This is a genomic window from Streptomyces sp. NPDC051172, assembly GCF_040682555.1.
GTDB lineage: Bacteria > Actinomycetota > Actinomycetes > Streptomycetales > Streptomycetaceae > Streptomyces.
The window spans coordinates 54,178-76,355 of the sequence record NZ_JBFBBE010000011.1 but is presented as its reverse complement, the minus strand read 5'-3'; the positions used below and the strand labels follow the sequence as shown (position 1 = coordinate 76,355).

Genomic DNA, 22,178 nt, shown 5'->3' with positions numbered 1-22,178 from the left:
CGGGGCACGCGATGGAGGACCTGCTCGACGTCGGAACTGATGCGCTGCTCGGCAGGCATGGGCTCGCCGAGAATGTCGAGGGTGGTGTCGACCACGGGCTCGGGGAGGAACCGCATCATCTGTGCGCGGGCCTCGTCTCGGGTCTGCTCGATGAAGCGCACCGGTTCGCCGAGCGCGTCGCCGATCGCCTCGGCCTGCTGTCGGGGCGTGATGAGGGTGGGCCCGGTCAGCTCGTAGGTCCGTCCGGCGTGGCGGTCCTCGCGCAGGGCCGCAGCGGCGACCTCGGCGATGTCGTCCGGGTCGATCGCGGGCAGGCCGATGTCGGCGAACGGCGCGGCGATCACTCGTCGGGTGCGGACCGACTCGGCCCAGGCGTAGGCGTTGGAGTTGAAGCCGCCGGGCCGCAGGATCGTCCAGTCCAGGCCCGACTGCCGGACGGCGTCCTCGATGGCGCGTGCGACACCCCCGTGCGAGGCCGACTCCGGCCGGGTCACGACCCCTTGGGAGGAGAGCAGCACGACTCGTTCGATCCCGCCGGTCTTGGCGACGTCGAGGATGTCCCGCGGGCTGAGCAGGTGCGCGCTGGGACCGCCGTTCTGCAGGAACAGCGCCTCGGCGCCGTCGAACACCAGCCGGAGGCTCTCGGGGTCGGTCAGGTCGGCCTGTCGGTACCGGACGCCGTGCGGCGTGTCCGCGGCCGATACGGCCCGGGACGTCGCGGTCACCTGCGTGCCGTCGGCTGCGAGGCTCTGCACGAGCGATCGGCCGACGTTGCCAGTCGCCCCCGTCACTACGATCACGGTCAACTCCCCTGTTTATTCGGTGTGTTGTCGATGCCCGGAGCGGGCGTGAACGCCGCGGAGCGCTGTTTCCCGGGCGCCTCCAGGACGCTAACACCGCCGATATAGTAGGTACCTAGGGGAAAGTGGCTATCCCGGAGGGATGCACATGGCGGTCAAGGGCATGCAGGCGGCAACTGCCGGGACAGATCCTGAAGTTGCCTGTCCGATCGGTCCGGTCGTGGACATCGTGTTCAGCCGGTGGACCACGCCGATCCTGTGGAGCCTGCACACGCACGGCCGTCAGCGGTTCGTCGAGTTGGAGCGGCGCATCGCGAGGATCACGCCGAAGGTCCTGACCCAGCGCCTGAGGCAGCTGGAACGTGACGGTCTCGTCGTGCGCACCTACCACCCGGAGGTCCCGCCCCGGGTCGAGTACGAGATCAGTGAACTCGGCCGCAGCCTCGCCCCGCTCTTCGCGCATCTCGCCGAATGGTCCGCCGACAATCTGGAAAAGGTCGAGCGGTCCCGGCACGAGTACGACGCCGACTCGGCCTGAGGGACTGTCGTTCCCGCAGGATCCGTCAGCGCTCCTGCGGTGAGCGCGGAGCCCGCTTCCTCGGTACGGAGCCAGCGCCCGAGGCGGTCGCCTTGAGGAGGCGGCGGAAGGTGGGGCACTCCATATGGCTCGGGGCGGGACAGGCTGCGGCATGCCGCAAGGAGTCGCGCAGCACACCGAGTTCGCGGATCGTGCGGTCCAGCTCCTCCGCCTTCGCCGCAAGCACCTGACGGTCGAGGCGCGGCCGTCCGTCCGGCGCGAACATGCGCGCGATCTCGTCGAGCGAGAACCCGGCGGTGCGCCCCATCGCGATCAGCGCCAGGCGCTCCAGTACGGCGGGGTCGTACTGACGGCGCAGACCCCGCCGGCCGCTCGCGGCGATCAGCCCCTTTTCCTCGTAGAACCGCAGGGTGGAGGCGGGAACTCCGGCGCGCTGCACCACCTCGGCGATGTCCAGCTCTGTCATCCTCTTTACCTCAAGTCGACTTGAAATGGCACGGTGTCATCTCGACCGGACGAAGGCAAGCGGAGGAGGCGTTCATGGACGTCAGGCGCGGGAGCGACGACGATCAGGCGGCCCGTTGGAAGGGGCCCGGCGGCAATGCCTGGGTGGAGCTGCAGGGGGTGCTGGACGGGATGTTCAAGCCCTTCGAAGACCTGCTCGTCGATGCCGTGGCCACCGGGCACGCGGGCCGTGTGCTCGATGTCGGCTGCGGCACCGGGGGCATCACGCTGGCCGTCGCGCGGCGGCTCGGTGCGGCGGGCCGCAGCGTGGGCGTCGACATCTCCGAACCGGTGATCGCCGCCGCCCGGGCGCGCGCCGAACGGGAGGGCACACCGGCGTCCTTCGTCCTCGGCGACGCCCAGGACCACGCCTTCGAGCCCGCCGCCTTCGACGCCGTCATCTCACGCTTCGGTGTCATGTTCTTCAACGACTCCGTGCGGGCGTTCGCGAACCTCCGGCGGGCCGCGACGGACGGGGCCCTGCTGCGGTTCGTCGCATGGCGCAGCCCTGCGGAGAACCCGTTCATGACGACGGCCGAACGCGCGGCGGCGCCGCTGCTGCCCGACCTGCCCGTTCGCCGCCCGGACGAGCCGGGGCAGTTCGCCTTCGCGGACCCGCACCGGGTCCGCCGCATCCTGGCGGAGAGCGGCTGGACCGGGGTCGGCATCCGGCCGGTGGACGTGTCCTGTGCCCTGCCGGAGAGCGAGTTGGTCCACTACCTCACCCGGCTCGGCCCGGTCGGTCTGGCCCTGAACGGGGTCGACGAGCAGACCCGCGCACACGTCATCGACACGGTCCGCACCGCGTTCGACCCCTATGTGCAGGGCACGGAGGTCCGCTTCACCGCAGCCTGCTGGCTGGTCGAAGGCCGCGCGTCGGCCATCCGCTGACTCGGGTCGAGGGCTCCGCAGCCGCGAAACTTTCGCGTATCCGGCGGCCCGTTGCCGGGCGCGGGTGACTGGCGCATAGTGAGGACTCCGTACGACGGGGTGAAGGAACACGATGCAGCCGAAGAAAGCCCTGGTGGTCCGAGGCGGATGGGAGGGGCACCGGCCGGTACAGGCCTCCGAGTTGTTCCTGCCCTTCCTCGAAAGCAGCGGTTTCACGGTCCGGGTCGAGGAGTCGACCGACGTCTACGCCGATACCGCCGAGATGACCCGCACCGACCTGGTGGTGCAGTGCATCTCGATGTCGGAGATCAGCGCCGAGCAGGTGTCGGGACTGAGCGCGGCGGTCGCGGCCGGCACCGGTTTCACCGGCTGGCACGGCGGTGTCGCCGACTCGTTCCGCGCCTCCTCCGACTATCTCCAGCTGGTCGGAGGCCAGTTCGCGTGCCACCCCGGCAAGGAGCCGTGTGAGCGCCGGGGCGAGGCGGAGGACAACTTCCTGCCGTACACCATCGACATCACCGAACTCGGCCGTAAGCACCCCGTCACCGAGGGGCTCGACGACTTCGAGCTGTGCACCGAGCAGTACTGGGTGCTCCACGACGACCTGATCGACGTCCTGGCCACCACCACGCACCCCGCCCGCTCCTGGCAGCCCTGGCAGCGACCCGTCACCTCACCGGCGATCTGGACCCGGCAGTGGGGCGCCGGGCGGATCGTGGTGACGACACCGGGGCACAGCCTGGACGTGCTGGAGAACCCGAACGTCCGCACCGTCATCGAGAGGGGCATGCTGTGGGCGACGCGCACCGCATCGGCGTCGTAGGGCTCGGCGTCATCTCCCGCGCATATCTGGACACGCTCCTCGGCCACCCCGCCGTACGCGTCACCGCGGTCGCCGACCTCGACGCCACACGGTCGGCCGCGGCCGCCGCCGATTTGCCCGACGCCCGGGCTCTGACCGTCGAGGAGTTGCTGAGCAGCCCGGACGTGGACACGGTGCTGAATCTGACCGTCCCCGCCGCCCATGCCGAGATAGCCCTGGGCGCCATCGCCCACGGGAAGAACGTCTACGGGGAGAAGCCGCTGGCCGCATCCCTCATCGACGCCCAGGCCGTCATGGAAGCCGCCGAGAAGGCGGGAGTCGCCGTGGGATGCGCGCCGGACACCGTCCTCGGCACCGGAGTCCAGACGGCAAGGGCGGCCCTGGAGGCGGGAAGCATCGGGCGCCCCCAGTTCGCCTCGGCCGTCATGGTCACCCCCGGACACGAGCGCTGGCATCCCCACCCCGACTTCTACTACACCGCCGGCGGCGGCCCCCTGCTCGACATGGGGCCGTACTACCTCGCGTCGCTGGTTCATCTGCTGGGTCCGGTGCGTGCCGTGATCGGGGCGGTCGGCCGGCTGCGCACCGAGCGCGTGATCGGTTCCGGCCCGCGCGCGGGCGAACGGATCCCGGTCGAGGTGGACAGTCATGTCTCCGGTGTGCTGGAGCACGTGGGCGGTGCCCTGACCACGATCACGACGAGCTTCGACGGTGTGGCCACCACGGCCGCCCCGATAGAGGTCCACGGCGAGACCGGCACGCTCACGGTGCCGGATCCCAACCACTTCGACGGCGAGGTGCGGCTCTTCGAACTCGGCGGCACCCAGTGGCGCACACTCCCGCCGTCGGCGGGATACGTCGACGGCGCACGCGGCCTCGGTCTGCTCGACTTCCTCACCGCCGACGGGCGGCGGGCGCCTCGCGCGAGCGGCGCTCTCGCCCTGCACGTGCTGGAGACGATGACCGCCCTCCTCCGCTCGTCGGCCGAGGGACGCCGCATCGAGCTGACGACCTCGGCACTGCCACCGGCCCTGGTTCCGCTCACGGCCGCCGAGAGCTGGAGAGAACCGGCCGCCGGCCGAACCGCCGCACGGTGAAACCGACAGCACCTTCCCGTCACGCGGCCTCGGAGGCCAGGTCCCTGCCGCCGGGCTCCGCTCCGACGACGACCTCGGCGAGGGCCGGTTTACGAATCAGGAGCAGCGCCGCATCGTCGTGAAGACGGCCACCGACATGGGCCAGCAGTTCGTCGTGGAGCGCGCCGAGGGTGCGGGCCGGGTCGTCGGTCACATGGCGCGCCAGCCCCTCGTGGAGCGGATAGAACGCTCGGCCGCGGTCGCGGGCCTCGGTGACGCCGTCGGTGTAGAGCAGCAGCTGGTCCCTTTCGCCGAAGGGCAGCACCTGGAGGCCGGGGGTGTGACCGGTGAGCGCGCGCAGCCCGAGGGGCGGGGCCGGGTGGGTGGCCTCCACCGCGGTGACGCTGCCGTCCCCGCGCACCAGCAGCGGGGGTGCGTGTCCGCAGTTCACGACCTCCAGCTGCCCGGCCCTCGGGTATCCGGCGACCACGGCGGTGACGAAGTCGTCGCTGCCGAGGTTGCGCGCGAGGCTCCGCTCGATCCTGTCGACGACGGCCAGGAGATCGGGCTCGTCGTAGGCGGCCTCCCGGAAGATCCCGAGCACCAGCGCGGCGGTCCCCACGGCCGGCAGCCCCTTGCCGCGTACGTCGCCGACGATCAGCCGCACCCCGTACGGGGTGGGGATCAGCGCGTAGAGGTCGCCGCCGATACGGGCCTCGGCCGCAGCGGCGCTGTAGCGGACGGCCACCTGGAAGGGGCCGACGGTCGCCGGAACGGGCGTGAGCAGGGCATGCTGGGCGGTCTCCGCGACCGAGCGGACGGCGGCGAGCACGCGTTCGCGGCGTCCGCGCAGCGCGCTGGCCAGGCCGCTCGCCAGGGTGACGGCCGCCAGGGCGGACAGTACGGCCGCCAGCTCACTGCCCGGGACACCGTTGCGGGTGCCGAGCGTGCCGCCCAGCGCAGCGGCGAGGAGTCCGACGCACAGGACCCCGCGCGGCCCGTTGGTGGTGGCGGCGAGGGCCGGTCCGGCCGCGAGCATCGGCAGCCAGGTGATCCCCGCTCCGCCGGCCAGGTCGGCGAGCACGATCACGGAGACGATCAGCACAGGCAGTACGGGTGCCCCCGCGGCCAGCTGCGCGACGGCGCGCCTGAGCGACCGGTTGGGCCAGTGTCCGCCGTCATGATCTCGGGCCTGACTCATCTTGTGTCTGCAGTCCTCACCTGTGTGGGGCACGTCGGTCCTGGGGCCCGCCACTGAAATGTCCGTTTCATCCAGGAAACGGGGTGGGGCCAGGCCTTCACAAGCAGAGGTTTTTCAGATAGTGAGCGACAGGCTCCTCGTCACACGGTCCGCCGTCGGGAGCAGCCGTGCCCGGATCGCCGGCAGCCGGGAGAGCCGCTCCGCCGGCATGGAGACGCCGAGCGAGCCGAGGGTGTCGCCGCTGTAGACGGGGACGGCGACGCAGACCGTGCCCAGGGTGTACTCCTCCAGGTCCGTGACGGCCGGGGCCACTGGTGACGCGTCCAGCCTGCGGAGCAGCTCCGGCCGGCTGGTGATCGTCCGCGGTGTGAGGTCCGCGAGGTGGTGCCGGGACAGGTAGTCCTCGCGGGCCTCGTCGTCCAGTTCCCGCAGCACCGACTTGCCCAGCGCGGTGGCGTGCCCCGCGTCCTCGAACCCGACCCACAGGTCGACGCGGGGTGCCCGGGCGCTGTCGACGATCTCGGCAACACGGATCTCGCCGTCCTCGTAGAAGGTGAGGTAGGCGGCGGTCGCGAACTCGTCCCGCAGTGCGGCGAGCGTCGGGCGGACCCGGCTGAGCAGCGCCTGGCCGCGGCCCGTGGTCTGCAGTGTCTGCAGTCTGTCGCCGAGCACGAAGCCGCCGTCGCCCAGCTTCCGCAGATATCCGTCGTGGACCAGCGTCCGCAGCAGGTGATACGCGGTGGCCAGGGGCAGCCCCGTCTCCCGTGCCAGCTGCTTCGCCGGCGCGCCGTTCTCGTGCGCGCTCGCCACCTCCAGCAGCCGGAAGGCCCGCTGGACGGAGGTGATCAGCGTGGGGCCGTCGTGCTCACCCATATGACCAGCGTGCGTCAGCCGCACAGGGCACGCAACAACTCGCCCGACAGTCGGCCAAGTTGGCAGGCCTCAATATCTGCTTACGTCGCGGTTCACCCACGGGGTGTATTTCCGGGCCATCGACCAGGGTAGTGAGTGATTCCCCGAATTCGGCGCGCCGCCGGATGCTCCGGGGATATTTCTTATTAACCTCCACAACTGCACGAAGTCGATCTATCGCAGGTCGCATCCACTTCACTCCACCGGAGATGACATGCACCAGCTTCGCAAGGCTGCCGTCCTGGTCGCCGCCGTCAGCGTCGGCCTCCTGGGTGCCGGCACCGCTCAGGCCCACGACGGCGGCGACAAGGGCGGCGGCAACACCGTCCTGCAGAGCACCACCTGCAGGTCACACGACCTGAACCTGGACATCCTCGGCCAAGTCGGACTGCTGAACGGCCTGCTGGGCGGCGCCCTGAACGGCGAGGGCAACGAGGGCGCACAGTCGACCTCGCTGGGCTCGTCCATGGGCTGCAACAACAGCGTCGGCGGCAAGTAGGACAGAAGCTCACCCCGGTGCCCCGGCCACAAGCCGGGGCACCGGGGTTTTCCCATGCCCGGAAAAGCCGGCCGTCCGCCGGGATCCCAGAAAGCCGAAATACCGGATCGGGAACCCGTCCCGGTCCGGCATTCGTGAATACAGATGATTTATTTCCCTCCCCCTGATGGAGGCCTTTTCCTCACGGATCCCCGGGTGACGGAACGGGCACTTGTCCCCGAACACGATCGAGGCCCGGGTGCGGTCGCCGTCGACCGGCGTGCACCCGGGCCTTGGAGGTGGCGGAAACGGCAGCAGCCCGGGCGCGCACCCTCGTGGGTGTCTCGCGTCCGGGCTGCCTTTGCTGCTCTGACAGATGGGGGCCGACCGGGGTGCGGGCTACGGAGCCGCTCGCACCCTTGGCGCCTGGCTACTTGTCGCTCGCATCCTTGGAAACCGGGGCATCCTTGGAAACCGGGGCGACGAACGCATCGATGAACCGATTGAGATCCAACTCCGGCACCGTGTATCTGGGTGCCTGCTCCGGCGTCGCCTTCTTGGAACTCACCGCCGGAGCAAAGTGCCACTGCGGGGAGACTTCGGTGGCCTGCCGCGGTCCGTCGGCGTCGTCGGCGAAGCCGACACCGACACCGAGAACGGACAGCCCCGCCACCGCTACGGCTACGACCGCAGCGCGCTGAAACCTGCGCATGGTTGACCCTTTCTCACCCGGGCGCGAAGCCCTGGATTGACTACTTAGTGTGAGCATATACATGCACTAAGTAGTAATTTGGGATCTTGGGCACGTCCAATACTCCATTTCGGCCCGCAGCGCATCCGCAGGAGTCCGGCGTCACGACCTCGGTTCGCCGTTCAGCGCGCCACTCGCGCTCCAGCACCGGCCTCGGCCCCGTCCGGCCTACAACACCGATGCACTACGCCTTCCGGGGGCGGGCGTGTCGGAGCAGGCGCCGGCGGCGCATGCCGTGAGCCACTGGTCGAAGTCGGTGTCGTAGCGGGTACCGATGTCGGAGTCGTAGACGGCGTATCCGCCCATGTAGTCGCCGACCCGGAAGCGGGCGAGCATCCGCTGGATGTCCGCGGGGTGGTTCTCGAACATGTAGCGGACCGCGAGATAGCCCCAGGGGTAGGTGCGGATCACGTCGCTGTTCGCGTAGGTGTTCTGGAACAGCGTGCTCAGCCGGTAGGTGTGCTTGCCCGCCTCGCCGACGGCCTGCTCGTCGGTGAGGCCTCGGTAGCCGTAGGAGACGTATTCGGCCAGGCCCTCGATCCACCAGACGTCCGGCACCGACGTCTGCCGGGTGAAGTCGCCCTTCATGTCGTAGCGGGCGTCGAGCAGGTGCGTGTACTCGTGGTTGAGGTTCCAGACACGAGCCGTGAAGCCGTCGTCGGAGGGCTTCTGGTACATGATCGAGAGCGGCTGGTCGGCCGGGTCGGCCGGGTCTCCGGTCAGCGTGATGCCGCCGTTGTCCGTGCTGACTCCGTAGATCGCCCCGGCGTAGGTCTGGTAGTCCGCGCGGCTGGCGAAGACGACGAGCTGCACCGTCGACAAGTACTGGTCCGGTACGGGGCCGTCGTCCTTGACGAGGCCGTGGAAGTACGGGTCCTGGCCGCCGAGGTTTGCGCATACGGCGTCGAGTTCGGCGGAGGTGAGCGCCTGGGCCCGGATGGTGTGGGTCGCGTCGCAGGTGTGGGTGACGGGCAGAGCCGCGTCGGTGAGCCGGGCGGGCAGGTTGCAGATGTCGTAGTAGGAGCAGTCGGGACGGTCGTAGTAGTCGGCCTGGGTCGCCACCGCGACCCACAGCCCGGCCGTGGGGCCGGTGATCTTCGAGGCGTTCAGCAGGCCCTTGGCCAGCGGCTGGACCGTGGCGCGCAGCGCGGTGTGTTCGACGTAACGGGCAACGTTCATCCCGGCGTTGGAGTCCAGGTAGGCGCGGTCGGTGCCCTGCAGGTCCAGGTGCTTGAGCGCGAAACCGTGCAGGGTTCGCGCGATGCCCGGGTCGGCGGTCACCGCGTTGACGTAGTCCGGGTTCCAGTTGCCGCGCCAGAGCGGGGTGTAGACGTCGTTGACGGCGGTGAGCATGCCGGGGACCGCGTCGTAGGAGCTGTCGTAGGCGTTGAGCAGGCGCTGATAGGCCGTCAGATAGCGGGACTGCTGGTCGGCACTGTCGGTGAGGATGACGGTCTCGCCGAGTATGTCTCCGTTCGCCGCGGTGACGTCCCGGGAGTGCCGGTTGGCGAAGAAGGCGTCCAAGCCGCGGGTGGTGGCCTGGGTCAGGGGTGCGCCGTAGGGGCCGACGTCGGACGGGTGGTTGAACTGGACGTAGTAGCCGGCCCTCAGGAACAGCACGAGCTGCCATATCCCGGAGGAGTTGTCGCCCCGATAGCGATGAGCCTCTCCCGTGAAGGCCTCCGCCACGGCGACCATCCGGGACTGGCGGAAGATGTCGCGGGCGTCGGTGCCGGTCACTGCGAACAAGGTGTTGACGCAGCCTGTGGTCGAGGCTTCGAGGAGGGCGACGAGCGCCGAACCGGTCCTGCTTGCGAAGTCGGCCGGGGTGCACGAGACCGGCTTCGGTTTGGGTTTCGGTCCGGTCTGCGTGGCGGGCCGGGGCCGGGAGGGGGTCGGCTTCAGCGGGGGCAGCTGGGCTGTGGTGAACGGGCGGGCCTGTACGGCCGGATGGTCGGTGGCCGTGACGGTGGCCGTCGAGCCGGTGGGCGGCGGCGCCTTCGGGGCCGGCGTCGCAGGGGTGGCGCCGTGCCCGGCGGGGGGTGCCGCCAGCGCCGGCACCGACAGCAGGCCCGCGAGGGTGGTGCAGACGGCGAGGCTGAGGGCGGCGCGTCTGGGCAGCGCGAAGAGGTAGCGCATCTCTGGACTCCTCTGCGGAGGGATGCACCTCGAAACGGGTGGTGAGGCGCGTGAGGCACCATCTCAGCGCCGAGTGCCTCCAACAATGGAATGTGACATAGCACTGTGCGGCGCTCGGCCATAACACCCGGCCGCCCCCCGGCTCCGTCTACGCCCCGCTCCCCCGCCAAGTGCGCGCAGCCCACGTCCTCAAGTGCGGTGACCTCCCGGCGAGTTCGCGGTATGCGCAGGCGGCGGAGTGGAACAGCTCCTCCACCACGTCCTCGGCGACCACGTCACGTCGCCAGGCCAGCACATAGCGGCACCACAGCGGCGTACCGATCAGCGGCCTGATCACCACGTCCGGGATCGGTCGCAGCGTCGCCTGCACGACGGACACGCCGAGACCGTCGGCGATCATGCTCTGCAACTGCAGCTGGTCACCGAGGAATTCATGTACGGCGACCGGCGAGAAACCGGCCGCTGCGCAGGCCGTGTAGAAGACGCCCGGCCAGCCTGCTCCGTCGTCCGGGGTCAGGAACCAGGCGTCCTCGGCCAGATCGGCGAGCGAGACCTGGGCGCGGTGCCCGAGGCGATGGCGGGTGGGCAGCGCCACGAATGTGGGCTCGGTGACGATCCCTCGGTGGGTCACCGTGTCCGCATGCTTCAGTTCCATCCCGGGGTAGTCCGCGGCCACGGCCGCGTCCACCTCGCCGTCCTCCAGGAGCTCGACGATCCGCGAGGAGGCGTACACGCTGCTGACCGCGAGCGTGACGTCCGGCAGCCGGGCCCGCACCCGCGAGATCATCCCGGACAGCACCGGCGAGTTGGTCGCCGCGACACGCAAAGTCCTACGGCCACTCGTGGCACCGGCGGCCGGACGGCACCCGATCGCTGCGGCGCGGGCCAGGACGTCGCGGGCCTGGGCGACGACCTCGACGCCGTACCGTGTCGGCCTGACTCCTGTCGTCCCGCGCTCGAACAGCGACTGCCCGAAGTGGCGCTCGATCCGCCGGAGTTGGGTGCTCATGGCGGGTTGCGAGTAGCCGAGGTCCGAGGCGGCGCGACCCACGCTCCCGGCGTCCGCGATCGCACACAGGACGCGCAGATGCCGAAGCTCCAGGTCCATCCGTACGCTCCTCTGCCGCCGTGGACAGGAAGCGTTCCATCACGCCACCCCGGACACAAGACGCAGGTCAGCCACCCTCCGACGGAGGGGATGGGCTGGCGCGCTACGTCGGTGGCGGCTGCGTTTCAGCGCTCGCACTCTCCTCTCCGGTGCCAGGAGTCGTCAGGGTCTCCTCACGCTGCTTCTTCAGGGCGAGCTCCCTGGCCGTCTTTTCCGAGTGCAGCCTCATCTCTGCCTCCGTCCGAAGATCGAACATCGGCGCCTCCTTTACTTTACGACGAATGTTCCTTTGCCTTTAGATTACCTTACGCGGGGACCGAAGTCACGGTCGAATTGGCTTCGTGCCGCAGCGGGTTGAGCCGGTCACGAGGTCACGCTCCTCGATCAGGCGGGATCCGGCTCGCCCCCAACGCCACAAGCGAGTTGCGCCGGCCGGGTCTGCTCGACGCGGCCGCCGTGCCGAAGGGGTCGGTGCGGCAACGCCTGGGTGCGGACGCGGCGGTCTTCTCGAAGGGCGCCGCCTACCGAGCGCTGCTCACGGTCGACGAGGTGGGGCTGGGACTCCCGGGTGTGCCGTGTCCTGGAACGCGCCGGGCAGGTCTTCCGCTGGGGCATCTGCACGCGCGCCCCGCTCCCCCGCCGGCACACCTGACGCACGTACGGCGGCGTACGCGGCGCAGCACAGGTTCATGCCCGTGGCGACCGTATGGGGCGACGAACGTCCACGACGTCAGTCCACGGGCCACGTGTGCGCGGGCGCGTTCAGATGCATGTAGTCCATGTACGTGGTGGTCATCCGGCGCAGCGCCTCCTGGCGGTCCGAGGTGCCGGTCTTCTCCAGGTGGTGGACCGTCTCCGCCTGCCACAGGGCGCCGTTGCGGGCGGTGACGCAGCGCTGCTCGATGATGCCGAGCAGCGGTTCGCGCCAGGTCGCGTCCATGCCGGCCAGTTCGAGGCCCCGGTGGGCCAGCGGCAGCAGGCGCCGCAACACCAGTTCCGTGACCGGGACTTCGCCCACGCCGGGCCAGTACAGGCGGGCGTCGATGCCGTCGCGGGCGGCCACGTGCAGGTTCTCCTCGGCGACCGCGAAGGACATCCGCGTCCACACCGGCCGGTCCTCGTCGACCAGGGCGCGGGTGAGGCCGTAGTAGAGGGCGCCGTTGGCGATGATGTCGGCCACGGTGGGGCCTGCGGGCAGGACGCGGTTCTCGATGCGCAGGTGCGGGCCGCTTTCGGTGACGGCGTACACGGGGCGGTTCCACCGGTAGATGGTGCCGTTGTGCAGGGTCAGTTCGCCCAGTTGCGGGACGCCGCCGCCGTCGAGCGTCGCCTGGGGGTCCTCGTCGTCGCACAGCGGCAGCAGGGCGGGGAAGTAGCGGACGTTCTCCTCGAAGAGGTCGAAGACGCTGGTGATCCACCGCTCGCCGAACCACACCCGGGGCCGTACGCCTTGGGCCTTGATCTCCTGCGGACGGGTGTCGGTGGCCTGCTCGAACAGGGGGATGCGGGTCTCTCGCCACAGCTCGCGGCCGAAGAGGAAGGGCGAGTTGGCGGCCAGGGCGATCTGTACGCCCGCGACGGCCTGGGCCGCGTTCCAGTAGGGCGCGAACTCCTTCGGGGCGACCTGCAGATGGAACTGGGTGCTGGTGCAGGCGGCCTCGGGGGTGATGGCGTCGGCGTACATCGACAGGCGCTCCACGCCGTCCACCCGGATGCGCAGGTCCTCGCCGCGGGCCGCGAAGATCTGCTCGTTGAGCAGCTTGTACCGCGGGTCGCCGGAAAGGGCGGACTCGCCCACGTCGGACTCCCCCAGCGTGGGCAGAATCCCGACCATGATCATGTGTGCGCCCAGGTCGGAGGCGCGTTCCTCGGCGTGGTTGAGGGCGTCGCGGATCTCCTGCTCCCAGGCACCGGGCCCGCCGGCCGTCAGCTGCCGGGGCGGGATGTTGATCTCCAGGTTGAAGCGGCCGAGCTCGCTCGACCAGGCGGGGTCGGCGATCGCCTGCAGCACCTCGGTGTTGCGCATCGCGGGCCGTCCGTCGCCGTCCACCAGGTTGAGCTCGATCTCCAGCCCGACCTGGGGGCGCTCGCTCTCGAAGCCCGACTCGCGCAGCATCTGCGCCAGCACGTCGAGACAGAGGTGCATCTTGTCCCGGTAGCGGCGGCGGTCCTCGCGCGTGAACACCAGGGCAGGTACGTCACGTCCCATCGGGCTCTCCCGAGTCCCCTCGGCGGATACCTCTCGTCCCAGCGTCCCACTTCGAAACGGCCCAGCACAGTCGGCGACCCGCCGGTCACGGGAGGTGCCGGACGGTACGACAGAGGGTGAATGGCGCGGCGTCTGTGCTGAACTCGGTCGACACAGTGAGGAGCAACGCCCATGAGCAGACCGCAGTCCGAGTTCCACCGTCCCGAGGCGTCCTGGCTGCGGCCGCCCGGGGCGGCCGACGGCGTGTGGGAGCAGATGCTGGCCGAGGATCCGCAGACCGGGGACGCCACCGTGCTGCAACGGTACGAGCCCGGGACGGACACCAGCGTGCAGGGCAGCGTCCGGCACGACTACTTCGAGGAGGTGTACCTCCTCGAGGGCTCACTGACCGACCTGCGCCTCGGCGAGACGTTCACCGCGGGGATGTACGCGTACCGGCATCCGGGAATGGAGCACGGGCCGTGGACAAGCAGCGAAGGCGTGCTGATGCTCGTCAGGCGCGGGTTTGCATGAGCGCCCACGGCCCTGCGGGCTGAAAAACGTTTTACCCCCCGTCGGGGTAGACTTGCGACGCCCATGAGGACCACGTCGTGCCTGGTCGCACGGCTGTCACAGCGAGGGGGGTGGACGCCATTCCGGTTCGCCCCGCCCGGATCCAGGACGTCGCAGCCGCCGCCGGAGTGTCGGTGTCGACGGTGTCCAACGTGCTGAACCGCCCGGAGCGCGTGAACGCGGCCACGGCCGAGCGGGTCCGCGACGCGGTCGCGGCGCTGGACTACGTGCCCCATCCGGGCGCCGCGGGACTGCGCACGGGCCACACGTCCTCGATCGGCCTGGTCCTGCCCGACGTGACCAACTCCTTCTACGCACGCATCGCACGGGGCGCCGCCGACGCCGCCTACGACCACGGCTACTCCCTGGTCCTCTGCCACAGCGGGGACGCCCCGCAGCGCGAGCAGGGCTACTTCACCATGCTCGTCGAACAGCGGGCCGTCGGCGCCGTGGTCGTCCCGCTCAGCGCCGACCCCACCCGGCTCACACGGCTGCGCGAACGGGGCATCCCGCTCGTGCTGGCGGACCGTGCGATGCCCGCTCAGGACGGCTGTTCAGTCTCCGTCGACGACATCGCCGGCGGCCGTATCGCCGTGCAGCACCTCCTGGAGTGCGGGGCGCGCGACATCCTCGTCGTGAACGGGGAACGGTCGATACGGCAGTGCGCCGACCGCTACCAGGGCGCCCGGCAGGCCGTACGCACCCGGCGTGAGGCACGGCTGGGCCAGGTGATCGCCGAGGAGATGACGGTGGCGTACGGCACGGAGATCGCCCAGGGGCTGGACGAGCTGCCCGACGGGGTGTTCTGCACCAACGACTTCCTCGCCGCCGGACTGTGCCGGGGCCTGGCCGAGCGGGGTGTGAAGGTTCCCGAGGACGTGCAGGTGGTGGGGTACGGCGACCTCGACATCGCGAGCTTCGTGGGGACGACCCTGACGACGGTCCGGCAGCCCGTCGAGGATCTCGGCCGGGCCGCCGTGGAGATGCTCCTCGACGAGGTGGAGGCCCGCGCCGAACACGCCCACGAGGCAAGGGTGTTCGCGCCCGGACTGGTCCTGCGGGACTCCACCCGTTCACTCACCGGCGGCTGACTCCGGGATCCGCAGCGTCACCGGCCCCATCAGCCCGGACGTCAACTGGGAGGGGAAGGCCCAGGCGGTGGGGGTGGCTTCGGCGAGATACGGGGCCAGGGTGTTGTGGACAGTCACGTCGATTCGTACGGTGCGCCCGGCGGCACCGCGCAACTCGAAGCGGTACGGCGCGCAGAACGCCTCGCCGACCGGCTCCCCGTCGAGAAGAACCGCGACACTCCCCCGCACCCGCCCCAGGTCGAGCACCGGGTCCGGCCCGCCGGGCACCTCCACCTCGCGCGAGTAGGTCACACCGCCGCTCCAGCCGCCAAGACCCAGCGACCGCCAGTCCCCGAGGGGCAGGGGCGCCGCCACGGTTCGCACGCGCACCGGCCCGCACCAGGCGGAGCCACCTCGCAGCACGGCGGTCGGTTCGGTGATGACCTCGAACTCCGCTGATCCTGAAGCAGGTTGAGTCAGGGTCAGTAGCTGTCCGTCGAGTGAGTGTTCCGCGCCGTCCGCGGCCCTCACTCGTGCGGGCAGTGCCAGCGGCAGCCTGAGCGACACCGTGCCCGGAGGCACGGTGAAGCGGAAACGCTGTGCACGGGGGCGGACTTCGTCGGTTGACCGCACTGACAGCACGGCCGTGCCGAGCGCCGGTCCGCCGGTCAGCCACTCCGTGTCGGGCAACGGATGCGGTCGTACGGCGGCGTGGCAGTGCTGCAATTCCCCCCATCTGCCCTCGTGTTCGACCGTACGCCCACGCCACTCCCCCGTCTCGGCCTCCCAGCCGGCCCCGCTGACCAGCGCGGTCACCCCTGCTCCCGCCACGAGGTCGACGAACACGGCATCGCGTGCGCGGGCGCTGTCGGCCACGACGTCGAGCACGTGGTCCCCCGCCGAGAGGGCCAGTTCGTGGCGGAAGAACATCGGCACGGCGCCCCAGTCGGACTCGTAGTACTCGACCTTCTCCTGCCGCGCCACGACCGCGCCGTCGAGCAGCACGGTGACTCCCGCCGCGGCGCCCACCACGAGCACCGCGCGCTCCCCGCCGTCGGAGAGACGCAGACGCCCCCGGTAGGTGACGCCGCCGTCCGGCAGACACATGAACTGCGGCCGCGTCGCGAACCCGTCCGGAGGAGACAGACAGAAGTAACTGCCCAACGGCGCTCGGGCCGTGGCCGAGATCATCGAGGGGCGGTCCTCGGCGTCGGACAGTTCGTACTCCAGGACGTTGCGGGGCCGGTCGACCTCGACCCGGGCGGACGCCAGGTATCCGCGGCCAGTGGGCAGCCTCTCGCCGTTCCACCACACCCGCTTGGCCGCTGCCGCGCCGACGTGCAGATCAGCAGGTCCGCGGTGGTCGGTCTCGACGATCGAACGGACCCGGGCGACTGTTCCGAGGCCTGGCACCGTGACCCGTACGAACTCCTCGGTCACCAGCCCCTTGTTGCCCAGCAGCCCGTCCGGGTCCGGGATCCCGCGGCTCGACGAGAAGAGTGCCACGGTCCAGCTCTCGTCCCAGGGCACAAGGGGCTGCTCTCCGGCCAGGACTCGTGCGACGGACGTCTGGCCGAGCGGGTCGGGGGCCTTCGCGGCCGGCACCGGCGGCAGCACCCGTGCCCGGTTGCCGTACGTCGCCCGGGTCTGCTCCCAGCGTGCGTCGGGGGCGCCGCTCTCGGTCCACTCCATGGTCCAGATCTGCGGTTCCTCGACGGACGACCCGGCGGGCAGCGCAAGGTCGCCCCATGTGTTGTCCATGGTCGGCGCCAGACGGCCCTCCCAGCCGCCGGACACGTCGATGGTCCGGGCCGGCTCGGGCGGTGGTGCGGGCGCCGGGGTCACCGGGGTGCCTTCCCGCCATACGACGAGGACGGCGGGGGCGCCTTCCAACGGCACCTCGATGGTCGAGATGCCGTCGGCGACGGTGACGCGCGCGGGGCGCCGGGCACCGCTCGCCGGGTTCCAGACCTCGGCCTCGGCGACCGGGGCGCGCACGGTGAGGGACCTGGTGGGGGCGTAGCGGGCGGGGTCGACGTCGTGGTTGCCCTCGGGCGGATGCGCGCGGGCGTCGGGGAAGGCCCCCGTCACCAGGGCGACCGCTTCCGCTCCCTGCCGCCGCACGAGCAGGGGCACGTCGCTGGTCGCGTACCCCGCCGGCTCAGCCACGGCCGCGGCGCCTGCCTCGGCGTCGCTCGCCCGCTCCAGCCTGGGATGAGCGCACAGCGCCGCTACGACGGCGTCGTCGCCGGCCAGGCCCGCCGCAGCCGTCGGCGCGCGGCCAACGGCCACCACCCGTCCACCGGCATCGAGCAGTTGGGTCAGCCGCCGTGCCGTGTCCTGTTCCAGGACGCTCGCCGAGGGCAGCAGCACCGCGGTGTACGCCAGGTCCCCGACCCGCAGGGCGCCGTCGGCGGGCGTGGCCCGCTGCGCCGAGGCGTCGTCGATGACGTCGTAGGAGACGCCGTGCCGGTCGAGGGCGCCGATGTGGGGCCGCAGCCAGTTGTTGGTGCCGCACAGGTCGAGGTAGTGGCGCTGGGTCTCGTCGACCTCGGAGTGGCTGTCGCCGAGGCGGCCGTCGCCGAAGTGCTGGACCGGGGCGTCGAGCGGGATGAGGGACTGCATGGTGGTGGTGGGGTGCAGGACCGCGACGTCGGCGCTGTAGGTGCCCCAGGACAGGATCGAGCAGAGGCGGGCGACGGCACGGGAGAAGGCCGGGTACTGCGGCCAGTAGGGCTGTCGCCAGTCGGTGGACGGCGGCGCCCACTCGAACCATCCGCCCGCGGTGCCGAAGTAACTGGCATGCGGGTTGTACAGGTTGGCGCCGCTGCGCAGGAACGGCAGGAGCCAGTCGTAGGTGTCCTCGAGGGTGCCGCCCCAGCCGGAGGAGTGGAAGGCCTCGATCCAGACCCGCTCGTGGCCGTAGAGGTGCGCCATGGAGGAGTGGATCTTGGAGTCGCCGTGGTGGTCGCTGCCCGCGGCGCCGTACCAGCGGTGGGTGCGGAAGTAGTCCGAGTAGATCTGTGTGGACTGGGCCGGGAAGCCGGAGCGGGCGGGGTGGCTCTGGTCGCAGCCGAGGAGCATGCCGCGTGCGTCGTGCCAGGCGGCCAGGGGTTTGAACAGGGCCTCTTCGGTGAGTTCGGCGCGGACCGCGTAGTAGTCGGCGCGGACCTTCGAGGCCCGGGCGGCGTCGGGGGTGTCGTGGAAGAGGGCCGGGAGACGGTCGAGCAGGTCGTAGTCGCGACGGGCGAGGAACTCCTCGGGGAAGCGGCGGCTCCAGGCGTTGGTGCCGGGCAGTTCGTCCTGGAAGCTTCCGGCGATGACATTGCCCAGGTACTCGGGGACACGGCGGTCGTACTCGTGGTGCACGGCGTCCAGGAGCAGGCGGACGGCGCCGGGGTCCAGGTAGTCGAAGGCCGTGGGGACGGCGGTGACGAGCTGCACCCGGCTGCCGTCGGCGGCCGGGATGCCGGCGGTCCCGGTGACGGGAAGGCGCCGGCCCTCCGGGGAGTACGCGCCCACGAGGGTCTCCGAACTCCTCAGCGGGACGGCGCCGTTGGAGACGGTCGCCGTCCGGCAGCGCAGGGAGAGGCCGGCCGCCTCGGGATGCGGGCGGGTCACTCCGCCCTGCACATTGGCGCCCGAGAACCCGATCTGGTCGTAGAACCACAGGCGCATGCCCAGGTCCCGGGCGATCTCGCAGGCGTCGGCGAAGCGTGCCCACCACTCATCGCCGAACCACGGAGGTTCGTCGGCGCGGGCGCCGAAGCTCGGGCCGGCCGGCGCCAGGTTGATCACCACGAGGTTGTGGACGCCGCCCTCCGCGAACCTGCGCAGCTGCCAGGCGAGGCGCTCGCGGGTGACTTTCGCACCCGACCACCACCACAGCGGAGTGGGGCCGAAGTCCCTGGGCGGGTCGTCGAACAGCTGCTGCAGCGCGGAGGAGATCACGGACACGGTCCTTCCGAGAACGGCTGGGCACCCTCGCGGTTCAAAACGTTTTACATGGGTCTGGTCGCCGACAACCTGGAATGTTCGCACCGGATCCCGGACGCGGGAAGCATGCCGACGCGTCTTCCTGCAAATGGGCGCATGAGGGGTTGTTGGAACGTTTTTCCGACCCTATATTCACTGCACTCGGCCTCAGAGCCGCGCCGTCCCTCTCCGCTCGGCCCATCCCCAGACGACGGAGTCGCATCATGGTCCGAACCCCGACCGCTCCCGAACGCTCGGAACAACCCATCCCCCGGCGGTTGTGGAAGGTGGCGGCCCTGTCGGGCATGGCCTCCTACCTCGACGCCGCACTCATCGTCAGCATCGCCGTCAACCTGGCCATCTACCGCGACAGTTACGACATGGGCGTGTGGATGGCGGGCGCGATCAGCGCGATCGTCACCGGCTGCATCGCGGTCGGCTCCCTGGTCGGCGGGCGGCTGGCCGACATGTTCGGGCGCCGCCGCGTCTACAACTGGGACATCTTCTGCTTCGCGCTGGGCGCGGTCGTCATCACGCTCGCGCCGAACGACATCGTGCTCTTCGTCGGCGTGCTCGTGGCGGGGCTTGCGGCCGGTGCCGATCTGCCGACCTCGCTGGCCGTGGTCTCGGACGCCGCCCCCGCCCACGGCCGGGCACGCCTGGTGTCCTTCACGCAGGTCATGTGGGTGGCGGGCATCGTCGTCGTCATCTTCCTCGGCTATCTGCTGTCGGACACGGGCATGACCGGGGCGCGGATCATCACCGGTCATCTGGCCGTCGCCGCGCTGGTCACCTGGCAGTTGCGCTCCCGGCTCGACCTGGCCGACGAGCCGTCGGACACGGAGCTGGCCCAGGAGGCGGCCGCACTGGCCGCCCCGCGCGGCATCGAGCTGAAGAACGTGTGGAACCGTGCCGCGCTGCTGCCGATGGCCGCGACCTTCGCCTACTACGTCACCTGGGGCATCGGCGCCAACACCTTCGGCCAGTTCGGCACGTATCTGCTGGTCACGGTCAGCGGCGCCTCGCAGAGCCTGGCCACCGGGATCAACCTGGCCTTCCTCCCGATCGCGCTGGTGCTGACCTTCGTCTTCGTCCGGCTCGCCGACACTCCCTGGCGCGACAAGCTGTTCTACGTATTCACGGTCGTGCAGATCGTGGCCTTCTGCATCGCCTCCCTCACCGCGGGCGCGCTGGTCGGCATGCTCGTCTTCTTCGTGCTCTACCAGATCTCCAACCCCTTCGCGGGGGAAGCCAGCTACAAGGTGTGGTCGCAGCTCACGCTGCCGCCGGACACCCGCGGTACCACCCAGGGCCTCACCTACGCCGTGTCGCGGGGAGTGTTCGCGGGCGTCGCCTTCGTGACGCCCGCCCTGATGGAGTACAGCGCCTCCGTGCTGCTCTGGTCGATCACCGCCTGCATGGCGGCCTCAGCGGTCGCGGGCGTGTACATCGTCCGTGTCCTCATCCAACGCTCCCCCGGCGCCGCTGCCGCTCCGGCGGATCTGGGCGTGGCGCGGGCGTAGCAGTGGCCCGGGCACCCCTGAACCCGACCGTGGACCTGCGAAGGAGCTGTCCCAAGCCATGACAACCGCCGAACACTCCATGTCCCTGCAGGAGTTGCTGCCGCCGGTGCACCGACGCCGCACCCGGATCGGCCTGGTATCGGGCGGGCTCGGCACCTACTGGCCCCAGTTTCCCGGTCTGCTGCCGCAGTTGAAGGAGTCGGCCGCGTACGTGGCCGAGCGGCTCGGGCAGCTGGACGCGGAGGTCACGGACGTCGGTTTCATCTCCGACGCGCAGGAGGGAGCGGTCGCCGCCGAGGAGCTGCGCCGGGCCGACTGCGACCTCATCGTGCTGTTCCTGACGACGTATCTGACCTCGTCGATGGTGCTGCCGATCGCCCGGCGCTCGCACACCCCCGTACTGGTCGTCGACCTCCAGCCGTCCGAGCAGATGGACCACGCCACCTTCGACACGGGTGCCTGGCTGGCGTACTGCGCGCAGTGCTCGGTGCCCGAGGTCGGCAATGTCCTGCGCCGGGCCGGCATCCCCTTCCGGTCGGTGTCGGGCTGGCTGCGCCAGGAGTCCGCCTGGCGGCGCATCGAGCAGTGGATCCGCGCGGCCCGTGTCCGCGCGGCGCTGCGGCACGCCCGGCACGGTCTGATGGGGCATCTGTATCCCGGCATGCTGGACGTGTCGACCGATCTGACGCTGCTTCCTGCGACCTTCGGCTCGCACGTGGAGGTACTGGAGTTCGACGACCTGCGGCACCGGGTGGAGCGGGTGAGCGAGGCGGAGACCCGCGACCGCATGGCGCTGGCCCGCCAGGTCTTCACCCTCGACGACAGCGTGGCGGACGAGGACTTCGTGTGGGGTGCGAAGGTGTCCGTGGCCCTGGACCGGCTGGTCGAGGACTTCGGCCTGGACACGCTCGCCTACTACCACCGCGGTCTCGACGGTGAACTGCACGAGCGGCTCGGCGCGGGCATGATCCTGGGCGCCTCCCTGCTCACCGCCCGTGGCGTGCCGGCGGCCGGCGAGTACGAACTGCGCACCAGTGTCGCCCAGTTGGTGTCGCAGAGCGTCGGCGCCGGGGGCTCCTTCACCGAGATCCAGGCCCTCGACTTCGAGGACGGTGTGGTGGAGATGGGCCACGACGGGCCCGCACACCTGGCAGTCAGCGCCCGTGACCCGTTGCTGCGCGGTCTTGGCGTCTACCACGGCAAGCGCGGCTGGGGAGTCAGCGTGGAGTTCGACGTCCGGCACGGCCCGGTCACCCTCCTGGGCCTCGGCCAGGACGCCGACGGCAGTCTGTCGTTCGTCACCTCCGAGGGCACCGTCGTGCCCGGTCCCCTGCTGGAGATCGGCAACACCACCAGCCGTGTCGACTTCGGCCGGGACCCCGGCGAATGGGTCGACGCCTGGAGCGCCACCGGCGTCGGCCACCACTGGTCCCTCGCCGTCGGCAGGCACAGCGCCGATTTCCGGGCCGCGGCGAGCCTGCTGGGCATCGACCACCGGGAGGTGTGAGCTCCCCTCCCGCGCGCCCCCGTTCACTCCGGTGCATTGCGCCGTGAGCCTGATCCGCGGGCGTTCCCCGGCAAGGCGTCGCGCAACCACGCCATTAGGCCGGGAAGGTGGGTCCGTCGTC

18 protein-coding genes are annotated in these 22,178 nt (G+C 70.6%); 9 read left to right on the top strand and 9 right to left on the bottom strand.

Features of this window, described 5'->3' with window-relative positions; genetic code table 11:
- The coding region (locus tag AB0N07_RS09145; RefSeq protein ID WP_365833587.1) for an NAD(P)H-binding protein at window positions 1–800 on the bottom strand (800 nt) is incomplete at its 3' end.
- Between the two features lie 148 nt (window positions 801–948).
- Here AB0N07_RS09145 and AB0N07_RS09140 point away from each other — a divergent pair.
- Window positions 949–1,338: a helix-turn-helix domain-containing protein gene (locus AB0N07_RS09140; protein WP_365833645.1), complete on the top strand. Its 390-nt coding sequence runs from the start codon at window positions 949–951 to the stop codon at window positions 1,336–1,338.
- 25 nt (window positions 1,339–1,363) lie between these two features.
- On the opposite strand, the gene AB0N07_RS09135 is transcribed toward AB0N07_RS09140, so the two are convergent.
- Entirely contained in the window at window positions 1,364–1,804 is a 441-nt protein-coding gene (locus AB0N07_RS09135; protein WP_365833586.1) for a helix-turn-helix domain-containing protein, read from the bottom strand.
- Between the two features lie 74 nt (window positions 1,805–1,878).
- Between AB0N07_RS09135 and AB0N07_RS09130 the strand changes: the two genes are divergently transcribed.
- The 3 genes from AB0N07_RS09130 (at window position 1,879) to AB0N07_RS09120 (ending at window position 4,653) form a co-directional block, all read left to right on the top strand.
- Window positions 1,879–2,733 (top strand): methyltransferase domain-containing protein, encoded by an 855-nt coding sequence (locus tag AB0N07_RS09130; protein ID WP_365833585.1) that lies wholly within the window; start codon window positions 1,879–1,881, stop codon window positions 2,731–2,733.
- A 112-nt stretch (window positions 2,734–2,845) separates the two neighbouring features.
- Window positions 2,846–3,556, top strand: a complete 711-nt coding sequence (locus AB0N07_RS09125) for a ThuA domain-containing protein (RefSeq protein WP_365833584.1) — start codon at window positions 2,846–2,848, stop codon at window positions 3,554–3,556.
- Window positions 3,526–4,653 (top strand): Gfo/Idh/MocA family oxidoreductase, encoded by a 1,128-nt coding sequence (locus tag AB0N07_RS09120; RefSeq protein ID WP_365833583.1) that lies wholly within the window; start codon window positions 3,526–3,528, stop codon window positions 4,651–4,653. The genes AB0N07_RS09125 and AB0N07_RS09120 overlap by 31 nt, the downstream gene beginning before the upstream one ends.
- A gap of 19 nt (window positions 4,654–4,672) precedes the next feature.
- Here AB0N07_RS09120 and AB0N07_RS09115 read toward each other — a convergent pair whose 3' ends face one another.
- Both AB0N07_RS09115 and AB0N07_RS09110 read right to left on the bottom strand, forming a co-directional pair.
- Window positions 4,673–5,833: a PP2C family protein-serine/threonine phosphatase gene (locus AB0N07_RS09115; RefSeq protein ID WP_365833582.1), complete on the bottom strand. Its 1,161-nt coding sequence runs from the start codon at window positions 5,831–5,833 to the stop codon at window positions 4,673–4,675.
- Between the two features lie 114 nt (window positions 5,834–5,947).
- Window positions 5,948–6,706: an IclR family transcriptional regulator gene (locus AB0N07_RS09110; RefSeq protein WP_365833581.1), complete on the bottom strand. Its 759-nt coding sequence runs from the start codon at window positions 6,704–6,706 to the stop codon at window positions 5,948–5,950.
- Between the two features lie 253 nt (window positions 6,707–6,959).
- Here AB0N07_RS09110 and AB0N07_RS09105 point away from each other — a divergent pair, with 253 nt between their 5' ends.
- Window positions 6,960–7,244, top strand: coding sequence for a hypothetical protein (locus AB0N07_RS09105; protein ID WP_365833580.1), 285 nt, complete (start codon window positions 6,960–6,962; stop codon window positions 7,242–7,244).
- A 409-nt stretch (window positions 7,245–7,653) separates the two neighbouring features.
- Here AB0N07_RS09105 and AB0N07_RS09100 read toward each other — a convergent pair whose 3' ends face one another.
- The 4 genes from AB0N07_RS09100 to AB0N07_RS09085 form a co-directional block, all read right to left on the bottom strand.
- The gene (locus AB0N07_RS09100; RefSeq protein ID WP_365833579.1) at window positions 7,654–7,935 is read right to left on the bottom strand and encodes a hypothetical protein; all 282 of its coding nucleotides are present in this window, start codon (window positions 7,933–7,935) and stop codon (window positions 7,654–7,656) included.
- A 207-nt stretch (window positions 7,936–8,142) separates the two neighbouring features.
- On the bottom strand, window positions 8,143–10,113 hold the full coding sequence (locus tag AB0N07_RS09095; RefSeq protein ID WP_365833578.1) for a collagenase: 1,971 nt from the start codon (window positions 10,111–10,113) through the stop codon (window positions 8,143–8,145).
- Between the two features lie 148 nt (window positions 10,114–10,261).
- A complete protein-coding gene (locus AB0N07_RS09090) occupies window positions 10,262–11,221 on the bottom strand; it encodes a LysR family transcriptional regulator (RefSeq protein WP_365833577.1) in 960 nt (319 codons plus the stop codon).
- A 730-nt stretch (window positions 11,222–11,951) separates the two neighbouring features.
- Entirely contained in the window at window positions 11,952–13,430 is a 1,479-nt protein-coding gene (locus AB0N07_RS09085) for a glutamate--cysteine ligase (protein ID WP_365833576.1), read from the bottom strand.
- Window positions 13,431–13,601: 171 nt separating this feature from the next.
- Here AB0N07_RS09085 and AB0N07_RS09080 point away from each other — a divergent pair, with 171 nt between their 5' ends.
- Together AB0N07_RS09080 and AB0N07_RS09075 are read left to right on the top strand one after the other, a co-directional pair.
- Window positions 13,602–13,943 (top strand): cupin domain-containing protein, encoded by a 342-nt coding sequence (locus tag AB0N07_RS09080; RefSeq protein ID WP_365833575.1) that lies wholly within the window; start codon window positions 13,602–13,604, stop codon window positions 13,941–13,943.
- A 110-nt stretch (window positions 13,944–14,053) separates the two neighbouring features.
- Window positions 14,054–15,073 (top strand): LacI family DNA-binding transcriptional regulator, encoded by a 1,020-nt coding sequence (locus AB0N07_RS09075; protein ID WP_365833574.1) that lies wholly within the window; start codon window positions 14,054–14,056, stop codon window positions 15,071–15,073.
- On the opposite strand, the gene AB0N07_RS09070 is transcribed toward AB0N07_RS09075, so the two are convergent.
- Complete coding sequence (locus AB0N07_RS09070) at window positions 15,056–19,003, bottom strand: glycosyl hydrolase (protein ID WP_365833573.1); 3,948 nt, start codon at window positions 19,001–19,003, stop codon at window positions 15,056–15,058. The two genes, AB0N07_RS09075 and AB0N07_RS09070, sit on opposite strands and share 18 nt — an antisense overlap.
- A gap of 248 nt (window positions 19,004–19,251) precedes the next feature.
- On the opposite strand from AB0N07_RS09070, the gene AB0N07_RS09065 reads away from it, so the two are divergent.
- A complete protein-coding gene (locus AB0N07_RS09065; RefSeq protein WP_365833572.1) occupies window positions 19,252–20,550 on the top strand; it encodes an MFS transporter in 1,299 nt (432 codons plus the stop codon).
- 58 nt (window positions 20,551–20,608) lie between these two features.
- On the top strand, window positions 20,609–22,057 hold the full coding sequence (locus tag AB0N07_RS09060; protein ID WP_365833571.1) for an L-fucose/L-arabinose isomerase family protein: 1,449 nt from the start codon (window positions 20,609–20,611) through the stop codon (window positions 22,055–22,057).
- The last annotated feature ends 121 nt before the right edge of the window (window positions 22,058–22,178 follow it).